The 21,376-nt window shown below is 54.8% G+C and carries 14 protein-coding genes and 1 riboswitch; of the genes, 13 read left to right on the forward strand and 1 reads right to left on the reverse strand.

What is annotated here, in order from left to right; translation table 11 throughout:
* Positions 1–2: 2 nt before the first annotated feature.
* The 9 genes from MHH28_RS31460 to MHH28_RS31500 all read left to right on the forward strand — a co-directional run bounded on the left by MHH28_RS31460 (position 3) and on the right by MHH28_RS31500 (position 10,909).
* Positions 3–668, forward strand: coding sequence for a precorrin-8X methylmutase (locus MHH28_RS31460; protein WP_405109475.1), 666 nt, complete (start codon positions 3–5; stop codon positions 666–668).
* 1,101 nt (positions 669–1,769) lie between these two features.
* The gene (locus MHH28_RS31465; RefSeq protein ID WP_405117356.1) at positions 1,770–2,885 is read left to right on the forward strand and encodes a cobalt-precorrin-5B (C(1))-methyltransferase; all 1,116 of its coding nucleotides are present in this window, start codon (positions 1,770–1,772) and stop codon (positions 2,883–2,885) included.
* Positions 2,878–4,104, forward strand: a complete 1,227-nt coding sequence (gene cbiE, locus MHH28_RS31470; RefSeq protein ID WP_405109477.1) for a precorrin-6y C5,15-methyltransferase (decarboxylating) subunit CbiE — start codon at positions 2,878–2,880, stop codon at positions 4,102–4,104. Before MHH28_RS31465 ends, cbiE begins: the two co-directional genes overlap by 8 nt.
* A 31-nt stretch (positions 4,105–4,135) precedes the next feature.
* Positions 4,136–5,011: a precorrin-2 C(20)-methyltransferase gene (cobI, locus tag MHH28_RS31475; protein WP_405109480.1), complete on the forward strand. Its 876-nt coding sequence runs from the start codon at positions 4,136–4,138 to the stop codon at positions 5,009–5,011.
* Positions 5,008–5,805 (forward strand): precorrin-4 C(11)-methyltransferase, encoded by a 798-nt coding sequence (gene cobM, locus MHH28_RS31480; RefSeq protein WP_405109483.1) that lies wholly within the window; start codon positions 5,008–5,010, stop codon positions 5,803–5,805. Before cobI ends, cobM begins: the two co-directional genes overlap by 4 nt.
* Positions 5,798–6,934: a cobalt-precorrin 5A hydrolase gene (locus tag MHH28_RS31485; RefSeq protein ID WP_405109485.1), complete on the forward strand. Its 1,137-nt coding sequence runs from the start codon at positions 5,798–5,800 to the stop codon at positions 6,932–6,934. Before cobM ends, MHH28_RS31485 begins: the two co-directional genes overlap by 8 nt.
* 52 nt (positions 6,935–6,986) lie before the next feature.
* Positions 6,987–8,462: a cobyrinate a,c-diamide synthase gene (locus MHH28_RS31490; RefSeq protein ID WP_405117357.1), complete on the forward strand. Its 1,476-nt coding sequence runs from the start codon at positions 6,987–6,989 to the stop codon at positions 8,460–8,462.
* 362 nt (positions 8,463–8,824) lie between these two features.
* The gene (locus MHH28_RS31495; protein ID WP_405109488.1) at positions 8,825–9,706 is read left to right on the forward strand and encodes an ROK family protein; all 882 of its coding nucleotides are present in this window, start codon (positions 8,825–8,827) and stop codon (positions 9,704–9,706) included.
* A gap of 186 nt (positions 9,707–9,892) precedes the next feature.
* Positions 9,893–10,909 (forward strand): HRDC domain-containing protein, encoded by a 1,017-nt coding sequence (locus MHH28_RS31500; protein ID WP_405109490.1) that lies wholly within the window; start codon positions 9,893–9,895, stop codon positions 10,907–10,909.
* A 168-nt stretch (positions 10,910–11,077) separates the two neighbouring features.
* Here MHH28_RS31500 and corA read toward each other — a convergent pair whose 3' ends face one another.
* Complete coding sequence (gene corA / locus MHH28_RS31505) at positions 11,078–12,013, reverse strand: magnesium/cobalt transporter CorA (RefSeq protein WP_405109493.1); 936 nt, start codon at positions 12,011–12,013, stop codon at positions 11,078–11,080.
* Positions 12,014–12,439: 426 nt separating this feature from the next.
* Positions 12,440–12,571: riboswitch (SAM riboswitch) on the forward strand.
* A gap of 116 nt (positions 12,572–12,687) precedes the next feature.
* Between corA and metA the strand changes: the two genes are divergently transcribed.
* From metA to MHH28_RS31525, 4 genes are all read left to right on the forward strand, one after another.
* On the forward strand, positions 12,688–13,605 hold the full coding sequence (gene metA, locus MHH28_RS31510) for a homoserine O-succinyltransferase (RefSeq protein WP_405109496.1): 918 nt from the start codon (positions 12,688–12,690) through the stop codon (positions 13,603–13,605).
* A gap of 129 nt (positions 13,606–13,734) precedes the next feature.
* On the forward strand, positions 13,735–14,901 hold the full coding sequence (locus tag MHH28_RS31515; RefSeq protein ID WP_405109498.1) for a PLP-dependent transferase: 1,167 nt from the start codon (positions 13,735–13,737) through the stop codon (positions 14,899–14,901).
* A gap of 216 nt (positions 14,902–15,117) precedes the next feature.
* The gene (gene mqnC / locus MHH28_RS31520) at positions 15,118–16,254 is read left to right on the forward strand and encodes a cyclic dehypoxanthinyl futalosine synthase (protein ID WP_405109501.1); all 1,137 of its coding nucleotides are present in this window, start codon (positions 15,118–15,120) and stop codon (positions 16,252–16,254) included.
* A 610-nt stretch (positions 16,255–16,864) separates the two neighbouring features.
* The gene (locus MHH28_RS31525; protein WP_405109504.1) at positions 16,865–21,274 is read left to right on the forward strand and encodes a bifunctional 2',3'-cyclic-nucleotide 2'-phosphodiesterase/3'-nucleotidase; all 4,410 of its coding nucleotides are present in this window, start codon (positions 16,865–16,867) and stop codon (positions 21,272–21,274) included.
* Positions 21,275–21,376: the final 102 nt, after the last annotated feature.

Below are 21,376 nucleotides of genomic sequence, written 5' to 3' on the forward strand. Positions count from 1 at the left end.
ATGTGGATTTTGGGACAGAGTTCAAGCCGGTGACCGTACAGCCGCAGGAGATAGAGGGCCTAAGCTTTAAGATGATTACGGAGGAGCTGGGGGAACATTCCTTCAGTAGCCTGGAGTACCCGATTGTACAGCGGATTATTCATGCTTCGGCTGATTTTGAGCTGGGGCGCAGTCTGGTGTTTCATCCCGGGGCGATTGAGGCGGGAATTCACGCGATTCTGCAGGGCAAGCCGATTATAGCAGATGTGCGGATGGTGGAGGCGGGCATTGCCAAGGAGCGGATTCAGCGGTACGGCGGCGAGGTCAGGGTACATATCTCTGATCCTGATGTGGTGGACGAGGCGAAGGCGCTGGGAACAACACGGGCGATCATCGCAACACGCAAGGCCTGCGCCCAGGCACCGGGGGGAATCTATGTCATCGGCAACGCGCCGACGGCCCTGCTTGAGCTAATCCGTCTGATAAAAGCAGGCGAAGCACAGCCCGGTCTTGTCATCGGCATGCCCGTTGGCTTCGTCTCGGCGGCGGAATCCAAGGATGAGCTGCGCAAGCTGGACATTCCCTACATCACCAATATCGGCCGCAAAGGCGGCAGTACAATTGTGGTCGCCGCATTGAATGCATTAAGCCTGCTGGCAGTCCGCCGGGCGGCGGGCGAGCCGGGTTAGCTTGATCAGAGAATCAGATAGCTGAAGCGTAGGGCTGGTGAGTTGTCATACCCCGATTAAGGTGTAAGTGTTAAGAGGTATGCTTAATCGCACTCTGTACAACTAAATGCTCTGAGCTTCGAGCGAAATATCCATTTAGCTGTATAACGTGCAATTAAACGGCGCTCTAATCCGTATTCTCCCTCTATTGAGGCAGATATAGTTGTACAGATTGCAGTTAGATGAGGATAATCTCTCTTTTTACGGGTTTTAGATGTACGGAATACAACTATCTCAAATTATTCACTTCTTTAATTCTAATAGTCTGGTAGTTGAAGTTGGAAGCTGCGCGTTCTCACCGATAGCCGGGTTAATGTGCTTAATGTGAGGATTTGCTGTAGCGTGTGGGCTCACTAATTGTATTTTGTGCAACAGAATTCGTGATTTTATAGTTTAAATCTGGTTCTGTTGTAGTTCATACACTTGATTTTTGGATAGGGGCTCCACAACACCTCCCTCACCAAATTCTAATGTACAAAATGCAGCAGATTCACTTTTTTGGCGGATATCGGGGTCAACTAGTGTACAAAGTGCAATGGCCCCGTATTTACTGAAGAGATTTAGAAAAATTTGTATGAGGAATCTCCTGGTTTACTTAGAAGCAGCAGTATCAGGTTAAATAGAGAGTAAGACAGGTTACCTGCCAAGGGCGAATGCTCAGAGTATCGGCTTCAGCAATGTGCAGATTGTTGAGATTGTGCAGATTCATTCTTATACCATCAGCAAAGAGGGAGTGCCATGACCAAGGAGAGACCGAGTCAAGCCGTCAGGCAGAACCGGAGCCAAGGAAGCGGGGAGGCAGGTGCGGGGCAAGCTGAGCAGCCTGCCGGGCTTGAATTCAAGCAAGCAGCTAAACAGTCCGCGCAAGTGTCCGCGCCCGGAATCCAGCAAGCAGCTAACCAGTTGGCGCAAGCGTCCGGGCCCGGATTCGAGCGGGCACCTGAGCAGTCGGTGCAAGCGTCTGTACCAGGATTCGAGCAGACACCTGAGCAGTCCGCGCAAGCAGCCTATCCTGGCTTCGGGCAAGCACCTGAGCAGTCGGCGCAATCGCCCAACCCCGGATTGCCCGCTCCCGAATCCCATGAGGCTACCCCTGCTCCCCCGCTGCGCAGGGGCTACACGACCGGGGCCTGTGCCGCAGCTGCAGCCGCCGGTGCGGCAACCCTGCTCATCACAGGGGAGAGCCTGCCTGCGGTAGAAATCTACCTGCCGGCCGGCTTCCGTCATACGTTTGAGCTAACTGACTGGCAGCGTACAGGGATTCACACGGCAAGTTGTGCCACGGTCAAGGATGCCGGGGATGACCCGGATGCGACACATCTGGCACGGATCGAGGCGGCGGTGAGCTGGCGGGATCAGCCGGGCGTGGAGATTGACGGGGGCCACGGTGTCGGCCGGGTGACGAAGCCGGGGCTGCCGGTAGGTGTGGGCGAGGCGGCGATTAATCCGGTACCCCGGCGGATGATTCAGGAGGCGGTATCCGCCGTACTGGAGGAGCACGGTGCAGCGCGGGGCCTGAGGGTGGTCATCAGTGTGCCGGAAGGCGAGAGCATCGCCAGGAAGACGCTGAATCCCCGGCTGGGGATTGTCGGCGGGATTTCCATCCTGGGCACGCGCGGAATCGTGACGCCATTCTCCACCGAGGCCTATAAGGCCAGTGTGGTTCAGGCGATCTCGGTGGCGGCTGCGGCGGGGAACCGGCAGATTGTGCTCACCACAGGCGGCAGCAGTGAGAAATACGCTATGGCGATGTTCGCGGAGCTTGCGGAGGAGGCTTTTATCCAGATGGGGGAATATGTGGGCTTCTCGCTGGAGCATGCGAAGGCTTACGGGATTCAGAAGGTTACCTTCGTCGGGATGGCCGGCAAATTCTCCAAGGTAGCTCAGGGGGCCATGCTGATCCACTCCAAGAACGCGCCAGTCGATTTCGGGTTTCTGGCCTCCGTTGCGGCGTGTGCAGGAGCGTCTCGTGAGCAGGTGCAGGAGATTGCTGCCGCCAACACAGCCTCGCAGGTCGTGGATATGATGACGGAGGCGGGGAATAACGCATTTTTCGAGCAGCTGTGCAGGCATGCCTGTGAACAGAGTCTGGCGCATATGAACGGAGGCATGATTGTGGAAATGGTGCTTATTACAATGAAGGGCCGGGTGCTGGGAAGGGCGGAGATTCATGGATAACCTGATTTATGTGATCGGGATCGGTGAGGACGGCGCCGGCGGCCTGACACCGGATAGCTTAAGTATAGTGAACAACAGTGAGGTGCTGCTGGGCGGCGAGCGGCAACTGAATTTTTTTGGCAGGTACAGAGGCGAGAAAATCATTCTGCAAGGCGGGCTGAAGCCTTTCACAGACAAGCTGGAGGAGGTGTGGCGTGAGCGGCGGACGGTGGTGCTGGCCTCGGGGGACCCGTTTTTTTTCGGGATTGCGGGTTATCTGGTCCGCAGGTTCGGGCCGGAGCATGTCGAGGTGATTCCCCATTATAGCAGCGTGCAGCTTGCGTTCGCGCGGCTGGGGGACAGCTGGCAGGATGCAGAGCTGATCAGTCTGCACGGGCGCCCCATCCAGGGACTGGCCCAGCGTATCGACGGTAAGCACAAAATCGCCCTGCTGACAGACGAGAACAACACCCCGGCGGTTATTGCCGCTTATCTGCGGGAGTTCGGGATGGCGGAATACGAGGCGTTTGTCTGCGAGCGGCTTGGCGGGGCGGAGGAGATCTGCCGGTTCTGGACGCTGGAGGAGATGGAGACCAGGGAGTTCGAGGCGCTCAATGTCGTAATCCTGCGCTATAGGCAGGAGGTCTCCACTCCTGTGCGGCGCGGCTTCGCCTATCCCGATGAGGAATTCCGGCAGCGCAAGCCGGAGAAAGGCCTGATTACGAAGCGCGAGGTCCGTGCACTGGTGCTGTCGGAGCTGAACCTGTCCGAGGATGCAGTCGTGTGGGATATCGGCTCCGGCTCGGGTGCGGTGGCGGTGGAATGCGCGCGGATCGCCAGACTAGGGAAGGTCTACGCGCTGGAAAAAAGTGCCGAGAACCTGCCGAACATGGCAGCGAACCGCCTGAAATTCCGGGCGGATTTCCAAATCATACAGGAGAAGGCCCCGCAGGGCTTAGCGGCTCTGCCTGACCCGGATGCCGTCTTCATCGGCGGCAGCGGCGGTGAGTTGGCGAACATTATTGCGTACAGCGCCGCCAGACTGCGCCCGGAGGGCCGGATTGTGGTTGGAGCGATCACGGTCGAGACGCTGCACGGCAGCATGGAGGCGCTCAAGGCTGCTGGGCTTATCTGCGAGGTCACGATGCTTCAGGCGTCGCGCAGCAAGCCCATTCTCGGCATGACCCGGTTCGACGGAATGAATCCCGTCTATGTGGTCAGCGGCCGGAACACTATGTAATCATCCGACAATAACGAAGGAGGAACCCGCAATGAAGACCGATATAACTTCGCCGCGTGAGCAGGCTGCGGCCGGACAGGAAATATCGTCAGGAGAAGCGGCCGGGACGCTATTGACAGAAGCAGCTATGCAGTCGGCTAGTGCGTTATTTGACCCGCTGGATACAGAAGAGCTGGAGCTGGAGGAAAGACTGACTCCCCGGGTGCTCGGGACATTATACGGCGTAGGCGTAGGCCCCGGCGACCCGGAGCTGATCACGCTGAAGGCGTGCCGTCTGCTGCGGGAATGTCCGGTGATTGCCTACCCGGCCACCAAGAAGGGCGGCACATCCTACGCCTATGAAATCATCGAGCTGCATGTGGACCCGCAGGACAAAATCATGCTCGGACTGGTCTTTCCGATGACGAAGGACCCGGAGCTGCTGGCAGGCGGCTGGACCCGAACAGTGGAGCTGTGCTGGGCGGAGCTGAGACAGGGCCGGGATGTGGCTTTTGTGACGGAAGGTGACCCTAATCTCTACAGCACCTTCATTCATTTGGCCCGGCTCATGCAAGAGCTGCACCCCGGTGTTCCGGTAGTCTCGATTCCGGGAATTTCCTCGGTGCTGGGCGCGGCGGCTGCGCTGGAGCAGCCTCTGGCAGACGGCAATCAGCGGGTGGGGATCATCCCGGCTACGGACGACAGGGAGGCGCTTCGGGAAGCGCTGCTGCATCATGATACGGTGGTGTTCCTTAAGGTGGCCAAGGTGCTGGATCTGGTGCTGGATGTGCTGGAGGAGCTGGGCTTGTCCGGCCGCGCCTCTGTTGTAACCAAGGTCACCTCCCCCTATGAGACCGTCTGGCGGGATGCACGGGACCTGCGGGGCAAGGAAGTGGAGTACCTGAGTCTGATGGTGGTGAGCAAATGACGGAGCTGGAATCGAAGGTATACATTGTAGGTGCCGGACCGGGCGACCCGGAGCTGATCACTGTAAAAGGCAGCCGGATCCTGCGCTCCGCTGATCTGGTGCTGTATGCAGATTCGCTGGTCAGCGAGGAGCTGATCCGCAGCGCTAAGCCCGGTGCGCAGGTGCTTCAGAGCTCGGGCATGGATCTGGAGCAGCAGGTGGAGCTGATGACGCTTGCCGTGCAGTCCGGTAAAAGCGTAGCCCGTGTCCACACCGGTGACCCCGCCATGTACGGTGCGATTCTGGAGCAGATGTCGCTGCTGAAGCTGGGCGGCGTCCGCTATGAGATCGTGCCGGGCGTAAGCTCGGTCTTTGCCTCTGCGGCGGCGGTTGGCGCAGAGCTGACCGTGCCGGAGCTGACGCAGACAGTCATTCTGACCCGTGCGGAAGGACGCACGCCGGTGCCGGAGCGCGAGCAGCTGCGCAAGCTGGCGGAGCATCACTGCACGGTGGCGCTGTTTCTCAGTGCATCCCTGGCCGGCCATGTGAGCAGTGAATTCCTGGCTGCAGGCTGGAGCCCGGAGACCCCGGTGGCGGTCGTGAAGCGGGCCACTTGGCCGGATCAGCAGATTCTGCGGACAACGGTTGAGAAGCTGGAGGCGGACCTGCAGGCTGCCGGCATCACGATGCATGCCATGATCCTGGCCGGCTGGGCGCTGGACCCCGGGCTGACAGACCGCGATCAGCACCGCTCCAAGCTGTACGACAAGACCTTCACCCATGGCTGCCGGGAAGGAACCGGCTCCGGTGAGTAAGCGGTATGCAGCTGTTGCCATTACGCGCAGTGGTATAGAGCTGGCTGTGAAGCTTGGCGGGCGGCTTAGCGGAACTGAGGTCTTTGTCTATGCCAAGTATAGCGGCGGGCTGGAGGCGCGGAGCGGAGAGATCACTGTTTTTGACGGACCAGTCAGAGGGTTGCTTCCTAAGCTCTTCGGGAGCTATGAGGCGGTCATTCTGTTCTTCTCGCTGGGGGCGGCAGTCCGGCTGAGTGCTCCGCTGCTGCGGGATAAAAGAACTGATCCTGCCGTCATCGTCATCGATGAGCGCGGGGAGCATGTCATCAGCATGCTCTCCGGCCATCTTGGAGGCGCAAACAGGCTGACGCTGGAGATTGCCGGGCTGCTGGGCAGCCATCCGGTGATCACCACAGCCTCGGATGTGCAGGGTACCTTCGCTGTCGACCTGATGGGCCTGGAGTACGGCTGGCGCGCGGATAGCTTCACTCCTATGAAGGCGGTAAGTGCCGCGCTGGTTAACGGGGAGCCGGTGGCTCTGGTGCAGGAGAGCGGGGAACGTGAGTGGCTGCTGCCGGGTGCTGAGGTGCCGGAGCATGTCTGTATGTTCACAAGCAGGACTGAGCTTCGGCATAGCGGACGCAGCTTCAGCGCAGCAATAGTAGTAAGTGACCGGCTGGGAGCCGGCCCGGTGAATGAGCCGATGATAGCCGTCCCGGCTGAGTGCATTGTAGTGTACCGCCCCCGCAGCCTGGTGCTTGGACTCGGCTGCAACCGCGGAACGTCTGTGGACGAGCTGGAAGCCGTGGTTTTGCATACAATGAATGAACTTGGGCTGTCGCTTCAGAGTGTGCGGAATGCGGCTACGGCGGGGATCAAGGGCGATGAAGCCGGGCTGCTGGCCTTGTGCGCCAAATACGGCTGGGAGCTGGTTCTGTATCCCCCGGAGCAACTGAATACTGTAGAGCTGGCCCATCCGTCCGAGGTGGTGTTCAGGGCTACAGGAGCTTACGGTGTCTGTGAACCTGCTGCCCTGCTGTCTTCAGGTGCGCATTCGCTTTTGCAGCCTAAGCTCAAGAGCGGTAATGTGACCATCGCCGTAGCCCGGGTCGTCTATCCCGAAGAGAGGGAGGTGAGCAGAAGTGAATGAGACGAAGAAGGTAGCAGGAAATGACAAGAAATCCGGATCAGCCAGCCGGCAGCTGCAGGCGCGTCCCCGCCTGGTCATCGCGGGCACAGGCAGCGGCTCCGGCAAAACTACGGTCACGCTGGGTCTGATGCGCGCTTTTGCCCGGCGTGGCCGGAAGGTTCAGGGCTTCAAATGCGGCCCTGACTATATCGACCCCGCTTACCACAGTGCGGTCACAGGGCGTCCCTCGCGCAATCTGGACTCCTGGATGACTTCAAGCAGCTATCTGCAGGAGTATTTCCTGCATGCTTCGGCGGATGCCGACCTGTCCATTATCGAGGGCGTGATGGGACTGTATGACGGCAAGGAGGATACAGCCCTGACCGGATCAACGGCGGAAATCGCCATCCTGACCGCCAGTCCAGTACTGCTTGTGGTGGATGTCCGCAGCATGGGCCGCAGTGCAGCGGCGATAGTGCTGGGCTTCCGTCAGCTGGAGCCGGAGGTGCGGATTGCAGCTGTTCTGGTGAACCGCTGCGGGAGCGAAGGGCACTACCGGTTGGTGAAGGCTGCCATAGAAGCAGCCTGCGGTATCCCCGTGATCGGATGGCTGCCCCGCGACAGCGGACTGGACATCCCGGAGCGGCATCTGGGCCTGCTGCCCGCCGTGGAACGCGGGGAGCTTGCGCCCTTGTTCGAGCGTGCCGCCGATAGGCTGGCGCAAGGCACGGATCTGGAGCGGCTGCTTGAGCTTGCCGCTGCCGCTCCTGCTGTGCAGGGGCTGCATGCGGCTACGGATGACCCGTGTAATCCCGCTGTGCAGACGATACATAAGACATCGGCAAGCCTGATCGAGCCCGCGCCGGTCATCGCCGTAGCCCGGGATGCAGCGTTCAACTTCTACTACGAGGATAATTTGGAGATGCTCGCACGTGCGGGGGCCCGGCTGGTTCCCTTCAGCCCGCTTAGCGGTGAAGGCATTCCGCCGGAAGCGGACGGCATCTACATCGGCGGCGGGTTCCCGGAAGAATTCGCGGCGGTGATTGCCGCGAACAAGCTTTTCCTCGGCGGGTTGAGGTCCGCTGCAACCGCCGGAATGCCGCTGTATGCGGAGTGCGGCGGCTACATGGTGCTGGCCCGCAGTCTGACCGACCGCACCGGCATGGTACATGAGATGGCCGGGATCATTCCGGCACACACCGTGATGCAGGAACGCCGGGCGGCACTCGGGTACCGTGAAGTCACGGCACTTCACGACTGTCTGCTGCTGAAGCAGGGCGAGCGCCTGCGCGGCCATGAATTCCATTACTCTGTCATGAGCTACCCTGACGGGGAAGCCCGGGCCTATGCCTATGAGAGTAAGGGCAGAGGGGGCAGTCAGCCAGAAGGTTATGCCAGCGGAAGCATCATGGCTGCTTATGCGCATATCCATCTGGCCTCTTATCTCCCGGCAGCGGACCGGCTTGTAGCAGCCTGCCGTGCTTATCGTGACCGCAAACAGGCTGTGCAGCGACATGCTGCCGATTCCTGTAACCAACAAGCGGAATAACGTATCTTGTTTTCCCGATTTTCATAGAAGGTCAGGCAACAAGTGGAGAAACAGCATATGTTCATATCACCTTTGGCTATTGTAGCTAAAATGGGCGTAATGAAGTGTTGTTTTTCCCTGTTCCCATTCAATCCAGCCTAAGCCTCATCAGGAAATCACCTGTTTATACTATATGTCAACCGCTTGTCATACGTATATTTGATACGTATAATAGGACAAGAGAACGCTTCATTATCGCGCTCGGGCTGTTAACCGGCAAGTTCCGGCGCAGGAAACTATCATTGTATTTATCGTATTCAGGAGTCTATCGAAATTATCAGAAGCAACAGCATATGGGTGCACCAAGAAGGGGGAACGCTGCAGTGAAATTGTTGGGAGCGATTGAAGCAGGGGGAACAAAGTTTGTATGCGGAATCGGGAATGAGGACGGGACGATTATCGACCGGGTGAGCTTTCCGACTGCGACTCCGCAGGAGACTATGAGCCAGGTAATGGATTATTTCAGCGGCAAATCCGTGGAGGCCATCGGGATTGGTTCATTTGGGCCGATTGATCCCGTCATCGGCAGTCCTACTTATGGATATATTACAACCACACCGAAACCGCACTGGGGCGGATATAATCTGGTGGGGGCTGTGGAGGAGCAATTCCGTGTTCCGATCGGCTTCGATACGGATGTGAATGGTGCGGCGCTGGGCGAATACACCTGGGGAGCAGCACAAGGGCTGGATAGCTGCCTCTACATCACAGTGGGCACCGGGATCGGCGCCGGTGCCGTGGTGGGCGGCAAGCTCGTTCACGGGCTGTCACACCCGGAGATGGGCCATATTCTGGTCCGTCGTCATCCCGAGGACCACTACGAAGGCTTCTGCCCTTACCACGGCGATTGCCTGGAGGGTCTGGCGGCGGGTCCGGCCATCGGCAAACGCTGGGGCAAGCCGGCGGGCGAGCTGCCTGCGGACCATCCGGCCTGGGCGATGGAGGCCCACTATCTGGCCCATGCCCTGATGAACTATGTGCTGATCCTCTCGCCGCAGAAGATCGTAATGGGCGGCGGCGTGATGAAGCAGAGCCAGCTCTTCCCGCTGATCCATGCCAAGCTACAGGAGCTGCTCGGCGGATATGTGCAGCATCCGGCGCTTAATGAAGACATTGGCAGTTACATCGTGCCTCCGCAGCTTGGAGACAATGCAGGTTTGTCGGGCGCGCTGGGTCTGGCCAAGCTGGCTTTGGACCGCAAGTAGGATACCCTGGCAAAAAGGCATTGACTGTTACGTAATATATGGTATTCTAGGTTTTAACAGTATAGCATTTAAGAGGAAGCACCTCTTTCACGAATTTCGTGGGAGAGGTGCTTTTTTTGTGTGCAGACGGTATCCGGGCCACACAGAGATTATGCGTACTGTAAGACGAAGAAAGTAGGGATTCATATGCAGATCGTATTTATGAACCGTTTGTCCAGAAGGTCAGGAGTAGAGCAGGAGGTTTTTGCCCAGCTATGGATTGGAGAGGAGGAGGGGGCGTGGCGGCTCGGCTGGCGTGATTTCTCCGGCGAACAGGAGACGGGCGACAGCCTGTGGTATGAAGGCGGATCATGGAGTGAGATGCTGTGCGTATACCGCCATGAGCTTGCCGTGAAGATGGGGGAGGGCTACCGCCCGCTGATCGACGGGGTATTTCATGACGAGGACAATCTCAGCAGCCGTACCCAGGAGCAGCTTAAGCTCCAGTATTACAGCGAGCAATACGGCAATGAAGCCGTCTTCGAGGAGCTGTGCTCCTGGCGCAGGGGGAAGGCCTCCAGCGAACGGAAGGCGCCTTATATCCTGGCCAGCAACCGTCTGCTGCGCATGATCAGCGCGTTTCTACCCCGCACGGAGGAGGAATTGCTGCAGCTTCCCGGGGTGGGGGAAGGCAAAGCCTCACAGTATGGCGCGGACTGGCTCAGCATCACCTCGGCGGCTCCGCGCGAACATGATTTTCCATTAAGCTGGGTGAATCAGACGATTGACGAAGAGAGCTTCGTATCCTGGCTCTATAAGCAGAAGGAGCTTAAGTACAAGAAGCAGCTGGAACGGCTGAGGCTGCGGCGGGTTCTGTTACAGGGAATCGAAGAGGGGCAGGGGATGGAGGAGCTCAGAGCGCTTAGCGGAGTTTCCCGCCGTGAGGTGCTTGAAGTATTGGAGGAGCTGGAGAAGGACGGCTACTCGGCCGAGAAGCTTATTGCACTGGAACTGAGTGAAGTGAGCCGCGAAGAACAGAACAATATTTGGACAGCCTATGAGCTGATCGGTGACAGCTTCCTGAAGCCTGTCCTTTACAAAGCTTATGGCGACAACTTCGTTCCGGCTGAGGGCCTGGATCTGTATTACGAACGCCTGAGGCTGATCCGCATCCGCTTCCGGCGGGAGCATCCGGCGGCGCTTGGAGTGGCTGCCCCTCTGTAAGAGGTGAGGCTGACGGGCGGCACGGCCCAAGTCCGGCAGTCTTCATGACCTGAATTCTGACCAGCTTAGACGCACTACATACCGGTGACATATCAAAAAGACGAAGGCCCTCCCAGCCCCGGAACAGGGGATATGGTGCCTTCGTCCTGCGTATTCGTTCGTTCTGCTTCATAGCCATTCTTTCTTGCGGAAGATCACAAGCATTCCGCAGCCGAGCGTCACCATGACGGCAATTACGCCATAGTAGCCGTATTCGGTGTGGGTCTCGGGAATATTTTCAAAGTTCATACCGTAGATTCCGGTTATCACGGTCAGCGGCATGAATATCGTAGTAATCGCTGTAAATACTCTCATGATTTCATTGGCACGGTTCGCAATACTGGACTGATAGGCTTCGCGTAAGTTGCCCATGAGATCGCGGTAGGTTTCGAAGGTTTCAGAGATCTTGACCGCATTCTCGTAGATATCGCTGAAATACTTCTGCAGCTGATCGTCGATCAGGCGAAGATCCTTTTTGTTGAGCGTGTTGATAACTTCCTTCTGCGGCCCGAGCATCTTCTTCAGCCAGAGAATCTCACTGCGCAGACCGATGATCTCGCTCAGATGCGATTTCTTGGTATGCATGAGGATGTCTTCCTCCAGCTTCTCAATCCGCGCTTCAATCCGGTCACCGACCGAGAAGAAGTTGTCGACAACGAGGTCGATCAGGAGATAGAGGAAGCGGTCAGGCGTACTGACTTCCTGCTCCCATAGCATGGGCTTGAGGACACGCAGCTCATGGATCTTCTGCTTGGTAACGGTAATGATGAAATGTCTGCCCAGGAACACGTTGAGCGCACGGAGAAAGATTTCCTCATCATCAAACCGGATACTGTTCACTACGATGAAGTAGTGGTTCTCATAAATTTCCAGCTTCGGGCGCTGATCCTCTTCACTGAGGCAGTCTTCCACAGCCAAATCATGCAGACCATACAAAGGTTGAAGCTCTACAAGATCCTCGTCATCTGCATCAATCCAGTAGAACCCCTCATCAGGGGCAGTTAACGTTTCTTCAATATTGTCAATAGGCGTAAAAACCCCTGCATTCACCAGCCGGATTTTCATCTGATTCACTCCTTATGTCCCTGGTCTTCTCCAGGGGTATGCTAATTTCAGCACACGGGAAAATCAGCTTGGCCGGTGGTACAATCATGGATGAAGGCCAAAAGACGGTCCGAGAGCATGAAGAAAAAGGGCTCCCGCCGCCGGCAAGCTGATGTTAATCCTGTGTGGTTGTTCATTCTGCACGCTTATTCGCGAGCCCGGGTCGCCTTCCATTTTTCTCTCACCTCTTCTTTTCGCCGTTTTTTTGGGATGAAACCCCTGTCTAGTATAACGCCGGGGTATGGCTCTTACAAGAGAAATTGTTTTCTGTCATAAGGCCCCTTTAGCATTGTATGGACTTGACGAAAAGGAGGTTCATGATTTAAAGTGAAATTTAAGAAAAAGCATCTTTCGGATGCTTAAGGTTATTCAACTGAATACAGCTAAATCTTATCAAGAGCAGGTGGAGGGACTAGCCCGATGAAACCCGGCAACCGGCGTGTGAACGCACGGTGCTAATTCTTGCGGAAGCTTTGCAGGACGTTATTCGTCCGGCGGAAGTTCTCTGGCAGATGAGAGAGGCGCATATGACTGCATGATATGACCTTTCTCGCCCGGGAAAGGTCTTTTTTCGCTACTCTGCATCAGGAATAACCACCCAGCGGAACCCAATTTCAGTTAAGGAGTGAACAGCAATGCCTATCAAAATTCCCGACAGCCTGCCGGCCAAAGAAGTGTTATCCGGTGAGAATATTTTTGTAATGGATGAAAGCCAGGCCTTCCATCAGGATATCCGCCCTTTGCGGATTGCCATCCTGAACCTGATGCCTACCAAAGAAACGACAGAGACCCAGCTGCTGCGCCTTATCGGGAATTCCCCGCTTCAGGTGGATGTTGTTCTGCTGCATCCCAGCTCCCATACCTCGAAGAATACTTCGGCAGAGCATTTGAAGAGCTTTTATAAGACATTCGATGAGATCAGTCACCGCCGCTTTGACGGCCTGATTGTTACCGGCGCTCCCGTAGAACAGATGGAATTCGAGGATGTCAACTACTGGGAAGAGCTGAAGGTGATTTTTGAGTGGAGCAAGGAGAATGTCACCTCGACGATGCATATCTGTTGGGCGGCACAGGCAGGGCTGTATCATCACTTCGGCGTGCGCAAGGTGAGTCTGCCGGACAAATGCTTCGGAGTGTTTCCGCATACTGTGAGCCATAATAATGTCAAGCTGCTGCGCGGCTTCGATGAAGTATTCCATGTTCCGCATTCCCGTCATACCGATGTCTCCCGTGAAGATATAGAGCAGAACCCGGAGCTGCAGATTCTGGCTGAATCCGAGGAGGCCGGGGTATACCTGGTGGCTACGCATGACGGGAAGCAGATTTTTGTCACCGGGCATTCGGAGTACGATCCCTTCTCGCTGAAATGGGAGTATGACCGGGATATCGCAAAAGGGCTGGAGGTTGCCTTGCCGAAGCACTATTATCCAAAAGATGATCCGACCCGTACACCGCCGGCGGTCTGGCGCGCCCATGCCAACTTATTATTCGCTAATTGGCTCAATTACTATGTATACCAGGAGACTCCTTACGATATCGGTGCATTTATCTAAAGAGGTTGACCTATTCTTATAGAAGCTATTAATCAGGTGCATACACATAGCCGGTGCTTCCGAAGCGGATTCTGCCCGAAGAATGATCAGGTTGTGTACGCTATACAAAACTTTTAGGAGGCCGTGGAGATGGACGAGAAACTGAGAATTGAAAGCAGACTGGCACAGATTGGTTCGATGGAGGACCCCGCCACCGGGGCGATTAATTACCCGATTTATCATGCGACGGCCTTCCGTCACCCGAGACTTGGCCAGAGCACAGGCTTTGACTACATCCGCACCAAAAATCCTACCCGCTCTGTACTCGAAGAAGCGGCAGCGGCACTGGAGTCCGGGGATGCCGGCTTCGCCTGCGCCTCCGGGATGGCTGCGCTGACTACAGTGTTCACCTTGTTTGGACAAGGGGATCATCTCATTGTATCGCTGGACCTGTACGGCGGAACCTACCGGCTGCTGGAGAGAATTCTCTCCAAATACGGCATCAGCGCCTCCTATGTAGATACGAATGATCTGGATGGACTCGAAGCAGCCCGCCAGCCGGGCACGAAGGCCGTATTCATTGAGACGCCGACCAACCCGCTGATGATGATTACGGATGTCGAAGCGGTATGTACCTGGGCCCGCCATCACAGGCTGCTCACCATTGTAGACAATACGCTGCTGACCCCGTTCTTCCAGCGTCCGCTGGAGCTGGGCGCAGATATCGTGGTTCACAGCGCTACCAAGTATCTGGGCGGGCATAACGATGTGCTGGCGGGTCTAATCGTGACCAAGGGAGCAGAATTATCGGCTGAAATGGCCGTTCTGCATAACTCGCTGGGTGCTGTTTTGGCGCCGAATGACAGCTATCAGCTGATGAAGGGCATGAAGACGCTCGCCCTGCGTATGGAGCGGCATGAGAGCAACGCCCTGGCCATTGCCCGTTATCTGCAGGAGCATCCGGCAATTGCCGAGGTCTTCCACCCGGGGCTCCCGGACCATCCCGGCTATGCCATTCAGAACCGCCAGTCCTCCGGCAACACCGGGATCTTCTCCTTCAAGGTCAAAGAGGCCGGCTATGTGGAGCCGCTGCTCCGCCATATCAAGCTGATCGCCTTCGCCGAGAGTCTGGGCGGTGTTGAATCGCTGATGACCTATCCGGCGATCCAGACCCACGCCGATATTCCGGCTGAAATCCGCGATGCGGTTGGGGTGGATGACCGGCTGCTGCGCTTCTCTGTCGGCATAGAGCATGTAGATGATCTGATCGCGGATCTCGGACAGGCTCTGGAGGCCGCCCGAAGCGAGCTGGAATAAGACGCTGCGGCCCCCGTTCAGAGGTGCCGTATCTGCGTAGGTTGCATGCAGCAGTGCCTCCCGGTGCTGCTGTTTGCTTTTGGATGGAACGGTATCCTATACTCTGCTGCTGAAAGATTTCTCAAGCACCTCACATTGTGTTACGATGGGAGAACGGATATTTTATTTCAAATTATATTTATCTATAATTCATAGATGAAGAGGAGGCCGTGAACGGTGAGTGCAATTGACCTTATTCTGGATAAGACACTTAAGGGTGAGCGTCTTCAACTGGAAGACACGATCACGTTGTTCGAGAGCAATGAAATTGAGAAGATGGGCGCTGCTGCAGATATTATTATGAAGCGCTGGCACCCGGAGCCTATAACGACATTTGTCATCGGCCGCAACATTAACTACACCAATGTATGTGATGTCTATTGCCGCTTCTGCGCCTTCTACCGCAGACCCGGTTCGGAGGAAGGCTATGTGCTTCCCGATGAGACGATCTACCAGAAGATTGCCGAGACCATGAGCGTGAACGGAACCGAGATTCTAATGCAGGGCGGCACGAATCCGAACCTGCCGTTCAGCTATTATACGGATATTCTGCGCGGCATCAAGCAGCGGTTCCCGGAGATTACAATGCACTCCTTCTCACCGGCAGAGATTATGAAGATGGTAGAGGTCTCCGGCCTGCCGCTGGAACAGGTTATGCGCGAGATCCACGCTGCAGGCCTGGATTCTCTGCCCGGCGGAGGCGCCGAGATTCTTGACGACCGCACCCGCCGCAAGATCAGCCGACTCAAGGGCTCCTGGCGCGAGTGGATGGATGTCATGCAGACCGCGCACCGGATCGGCATGAACACGACAGCCACGATGGTTATCGGGCTGGGCGAGAGCATGGAAGAGCGGGCGCTGCATCTGCTGCGTGTCCGTGAAGCCCAGGACGAATGCATCGCGAACAAATATGATTCCGAAGGGTTCCTGGCGTTCATCTCCTGGACCTTCCAGCCGGATAATACGAACCTGAAGCTGGATCGCCAGACACCCGAGGAGTACCTGAAGACCGTAGCCATCAGCCGCTTGGTACTCGATAATATCAAGAACTTCCAGTCCTCCTGGGTTACGATGGGGCCTGAAGTTGGCAAGCTCTCCCTGCAATACGGCTGCAATGACTTCGGCAGCACGATGATTGAGGAGAACGTCGTGTCCTCCGCGGGCGCTACCTACAAGGTCAACATCGAGTCGATCACCCAGATCATCCGCGAGGCTGGCAAGATTCCGGCACAGCGCAACACGCGCTATGACATTCTGCGCACATTCGAGGATGCGAACGCGAAGATTGACAATGATTTTGTGATGCAGAACTAGAATATAGCTATACACCAACAGATCAATAACGGGCTGTGCTACATATATGTAGCACAGCCCGTTATGTTTTTTGGAAACTATTGTTTCCTCCAGTTCCGAACAAGAAGTATATAGATTTGTAGATAAGTGTTATTTGAATGATTCGTACAGTGACTTGGTTGCTGAATGTGGCTGAAGGATCGATCGGTACAGCATATGTAGCAAATGTATACGAAAAACAGCATACATTCGGCTCACTCGCAGCCATATGGCCGAACGTATGTGAAAAACAACATACATTGTGCTCACTCACAGGTATACGTCCCGAATGTATACGAAAAACAGCATACATTGTGCTCGCACGCAGGCGCATGTCCCGAATGTATGTGAAAAACAGCATATATTGTGCTGGTGTTCCAGGTAATCCCATTGTATTGGATTTTCTTTGTTTTTGTCATAGGATTGTAAATTTTTATCGTAATATTTTACAAAAAAAGCTGAAATAATGTGAGATTTTACACAACAATTTATAAGAGTTAATGTAATTTGATAGATTCATAGACAGGGCTATGATACAATCTTTCGGGCAGTAGTAGAACAATCTAGCAATCACAGGGAGGAAATTAGATTTATGGGAGAGAGAAGATGGAACAAGCCGATAGCTGCTTTATTGGCTACCACAGTTCTGGCAGCACAGGTGCTGGGCGGAGTATTGAATGTTCCTGTGCTCGCCGCAGGCAAGGCGGAGGCTTCTCCGGTGATAAATCCGGGAACCATTAATTTACGCTTGATGAGTACCACTGATGTTCATACGAACGTATACGGTTGGGACTACTTCAAGAATGCCACCTCCACGACTGTAGGTCTGGACCGTACTTCAACCTTGGTAAAGGCTGCACGCAGTGAAGCAGAGGGGAAATACAACCTTTTGCTGGATAACGGCGATTTGATTCAAGGAACACCACTGGGAACGTATATGGCCCAAGTGTCTGATTTCAGAACAAGCGAAGACCAGATTCACCCGATCATCGCAGCGATGAACCTCATGGGTTATGATGCAGCAACCTTCGGCAATCATGAATTCAATTATGGATTGGACTATCTGGATCGTACCGTTAACGGCAGTGTAAGCAGTGCAACCTATAAAGAGTCTACGGGTGCGAAATTCCCTTATGTCAATGCAAATATTTATAATAAGTCAGACGGTAAAAATACGTTTGAACCTTATAAAATCATCGATAAAGAAGTAAAAGACAGCAACGGCAACACCGTTACCATTAAAGTCGGCCTCCTGGGTCTGGTTACTCCGCAGATTATGGAGTGGGACAAGGTAAACCTGGAGAAGAACGTTATTGCCGAAGATATTGTGGAAACGGCGAAGAAGTTTGTTCCTGAAATGCAGAAGGATGGCGCGGACGTTATCGTCGCCATGACTCATTCCGGGTTCGACGCTGCTGCCGCAGAAGGAACCGGAGCAGAGAATGTCATTAACCTGCTGAGCAAGGTTCAGGGCATCGATGCCATCACCTTCTCGCATACCCACAAGGTATTCCCGACGAACGGGGATGACAGCAAGCTGGATGCTTCCTTCAAGGATCCGTCCACCAAGAAACCTTATAATAATGATGTAGCCAAGGTAGATAACGTTAACGGCCACATTAATGGGACTCCGGCAGTTCAAGCTGGCTATGGCGGGGGTTACCTGGGGCTTATTGATCTGAAAATCACCCAGAACAGCAGCGGCGAGTGGACAGTAGACAAGGCAGCTTCCAAGGCTTCTACGCGCTCTATTGCTGGCGCAGCCATTGACACTGCTATTGATGATCTTGCAGGAGCAGCTCATCAAGCTACGATTGATTACGTGAATCAGCCGCTTGGTGTAACAACTGCGCCGATGAACAGCTACTTTGCATTGGTTCAGGATGATCCGACAGTACAGATCGTAACCTATGCCCAGCAGCAGTATGTATCTAACCTGATTCATACGAACGAGAATCTGGCCGGTTATAGAAACCTGCCGATCCTGAGCGTTGGCGCACCGTTCAAGGCTGGACGCAATGGCCCTGATGAATATACAGACATCAAGAAAGGTAACCTTACGATTGCCAGTGCAAGCGATCTGTATCTGTATGACAACACGCTGAAGGCGATTGTTGTTAAAGGTTCGACCGTCAAAGAATGGGTAGAGATGAGCGCAGGAGCGTTCAACCGCATTAAGCCGACCATCTCCACACCTCAGCCGCTTTTGAATTCAGCATTTGCTGTGTTCAATTTCGATGTGATTGACGGCATCAAATATACACTTGATGTCACACGCAATGCGAAGTACAAGCCCGATGGCAGCATCAACGATCAGTCCTCCAGCCGGGTAACCTCCATTACTTATGACGACAAGCCACTGGATCTGGATCAGGACTTCGTGGTCGTTACCAACAACTACCGGGCAAGCGGCGGCGGGAACTTCCCGGGTGTTAAGGGTGCGAACATGATTATTGATTCCCAGATGGAGAACCGCCAGGTGCTGATGGATTACATCAAGGAAGCGGGAACCGTTGATCCTACCGCAGACAACAACTGGTCGATTGCACCTATTGAAGGCAACGTCACTGTAACATTCCCGTCTTCACCCAAAGCAGCAGCAGTCGCTCCTGCCAATATTACTGCTACGGGAACTCAAGATGTCAATAAATTTGAAATCTACAACCTTGACCTGAAAAAATCCGCTCCAACCCCAACGGGAGATGTTGAAGTCCATCTGCTGGGCATTAATGACTTCCACGGCCAACTGGACACTACCTCGGTAGTTAACGGAGAAGCTGTAGGAACGGCGGCTACACTTGCGGCTTATTTGAAGGAAGCCCGTGCCAAATATGAGCATTCGCTGCTGTTCCATAACGGCGACTCTGTGGGCGCATCCGCTCCTGTATCTTCGCTGGAACGCGACAAGCCTACGATGGAATGGATGAATCTCATGAAATTCGACGTCGGCACCCTGGGGAACCATGAGTTTGACCAAGGTGTTGAGGCTATGAAGGCTCAAATCTATGGCGGTAAGGACCCTAAGAACGATAAAGTCGTCCATAATGGCGCAGATTTCGATTATATCAATGCCAACGCAGTAGACAGCACAACGGGTAAACCTATTATCACCCCTTATGTTGTAAAAGAAGTGGGCGGCGTGAAGATCGGCTTCATCGGAGTTGTGACCAAAGCAACGCCAAGCAAAGTATCTCCAGCCGGTACAGCTGGGGTGAAATTCCTGAGCGCCGAGGAAGAAGTCGCGGCGATTGAGAAATATGCGGCCGAGCTGCATGCTCAAGGCGTCAAGACGATCGTGGTACTTGCCCATGATCCGGCAACAACCAAGACTGATCCGGTTACCAAAAAGAATGTATCCACCGGCGAAGCTGTAGATCTGGCTAATGCGCTTCCTGCCAATTCCCCGGTTGATGTGATCGTAGCCGGAGACAATCATGGCTATGCCAATGATACAGTGAACGGTAAGCTGATCGTTCAGGCTTACTCTTACGGAACGGCTTTTGAAGACATCAAGCTGGTGATTGACGGAACTACAGGTACAGTGAAGAGCAAGACGGCAGTTGTCACTAACACTGTTCAGAGCAAAATCACACCAGACGCAGAAACCAAAGCTCTGGTAGACTATTACCTTGGACGTCACCCTGAACTGACTAAGCCTGTAGGGACTACTGACGGTACCATTACCCGTACAGATGCCTACACTAAAGAATCAGCATTGGGTAACCTGATTGCAGATGCAATGCGTCATGCTATTTTCAAAGAGGGCGAGAAAGATCCTGCTGATTTCGCCTTCATGAACCCGGGCGGTATCCGTGCGGATCTTCCGAAAGGCAATGTAGCCTTCGGGGATCTGGCGAAGATTCAGCCATTCGGCAACACGCTGGTGAAGCTGACCCTGACTGGTCAACAGATCAAGACGCTGCTTCAGCAGCAATGGGCGGTTAAGGCTGACGGCACCACAGACACGAAGACACTGCAAATCTCCGGTCTGAAATATACAGCTAACATGTATCTGCCGGTTGCAGAGCGTGTCGCTAACCTGACCAAGGCAGACGGAACACCTATTGAAATGTCTAAGAGCTACACGGCTGTAGTTAATAACTTCATGGCTGCAGGCGGCGACAATTACAAAGTATTGACTGAGGCAAGCTCCTCGCTGGCCGGACCGATTGACCTGGATGTATTCTATGAATATATCGTCAAAACATTCAACGGCGGTGCGATTACTGCTGCCATTGAAGGCCGGATCACTAATGTGGAGAAAGATCCTGGAACGGTTAATCCCAGCCCTGCTCCAAGCTCCAATCCGAACCCGAACCCAGGGTCTAACCCTGGACCGGTTACAACCGCAACACCTAAACCGACGGCTTCGCCTTCGGCCACGCCAAGTCCGGCCGCTTCGGCTACACCGGCTGCAACGGCAGCGCCATCGCCAAGCCCGGCTGTACCTGCGGTAGCCTTCAAGGATCTGGGCAAGGTAGCCTGGGCCGCAGATGCGATCAATGCATTGGCTGCCAAGGGGATTATCAAAGGGATGGACGGCACGAACTTTGCGCCAATCAAGAGTGTAACCCGCGCTGAATTCGTAACCATGCTGGTTCGTTCACTTAACCTGGACAACAGTGCAGCGTCTGTGACATTCAGCGATGTGAAACAGGGAGCCTGGTATTCGGGCACCATCGCTGCAGCGGTAAATGCAGGCCTTGTCCGAGGCTCCGGCAACGGCAAATTCGAGCCTGGCCGTGAGATTACCCGTGAGGAAATGGCGATTATGATCGCGAATGCCCTTAAGGGTCAGCTGCAGCCGGTTGAGGCAGCAACGCTGAATAAATTCACCGATAAGGCCAAGATTGCTCCATATGCCCAGCAGGCAGTGGCGCAGTTGACCCAGCTCGGTATCGTTAACGGTGTGGATGCCAAGCAATTCGCACCGAAGAGTATTGCAAACCGGGCCCAGGCTGCGGTCATCATCTTCCGTATGCTGGAGAACAAAGCTTCATAAGTGTAATCATGCATTGATAATCAACCCTGCAAAAGCCCGTGCTGAAATAGCACGGGTTTTTTTGTGGTTTACAGTTGTATCCAAAAGTGATATCATAATTAT

This window comes from Paenibacillus sp. FSL K6-1217, assembly GCF_045040735.1.
GTDB lineage: Bacteria > Bacillota > Bacilli > Paenibacillales > Paenibacillaceae > Paenibacillus_AQ.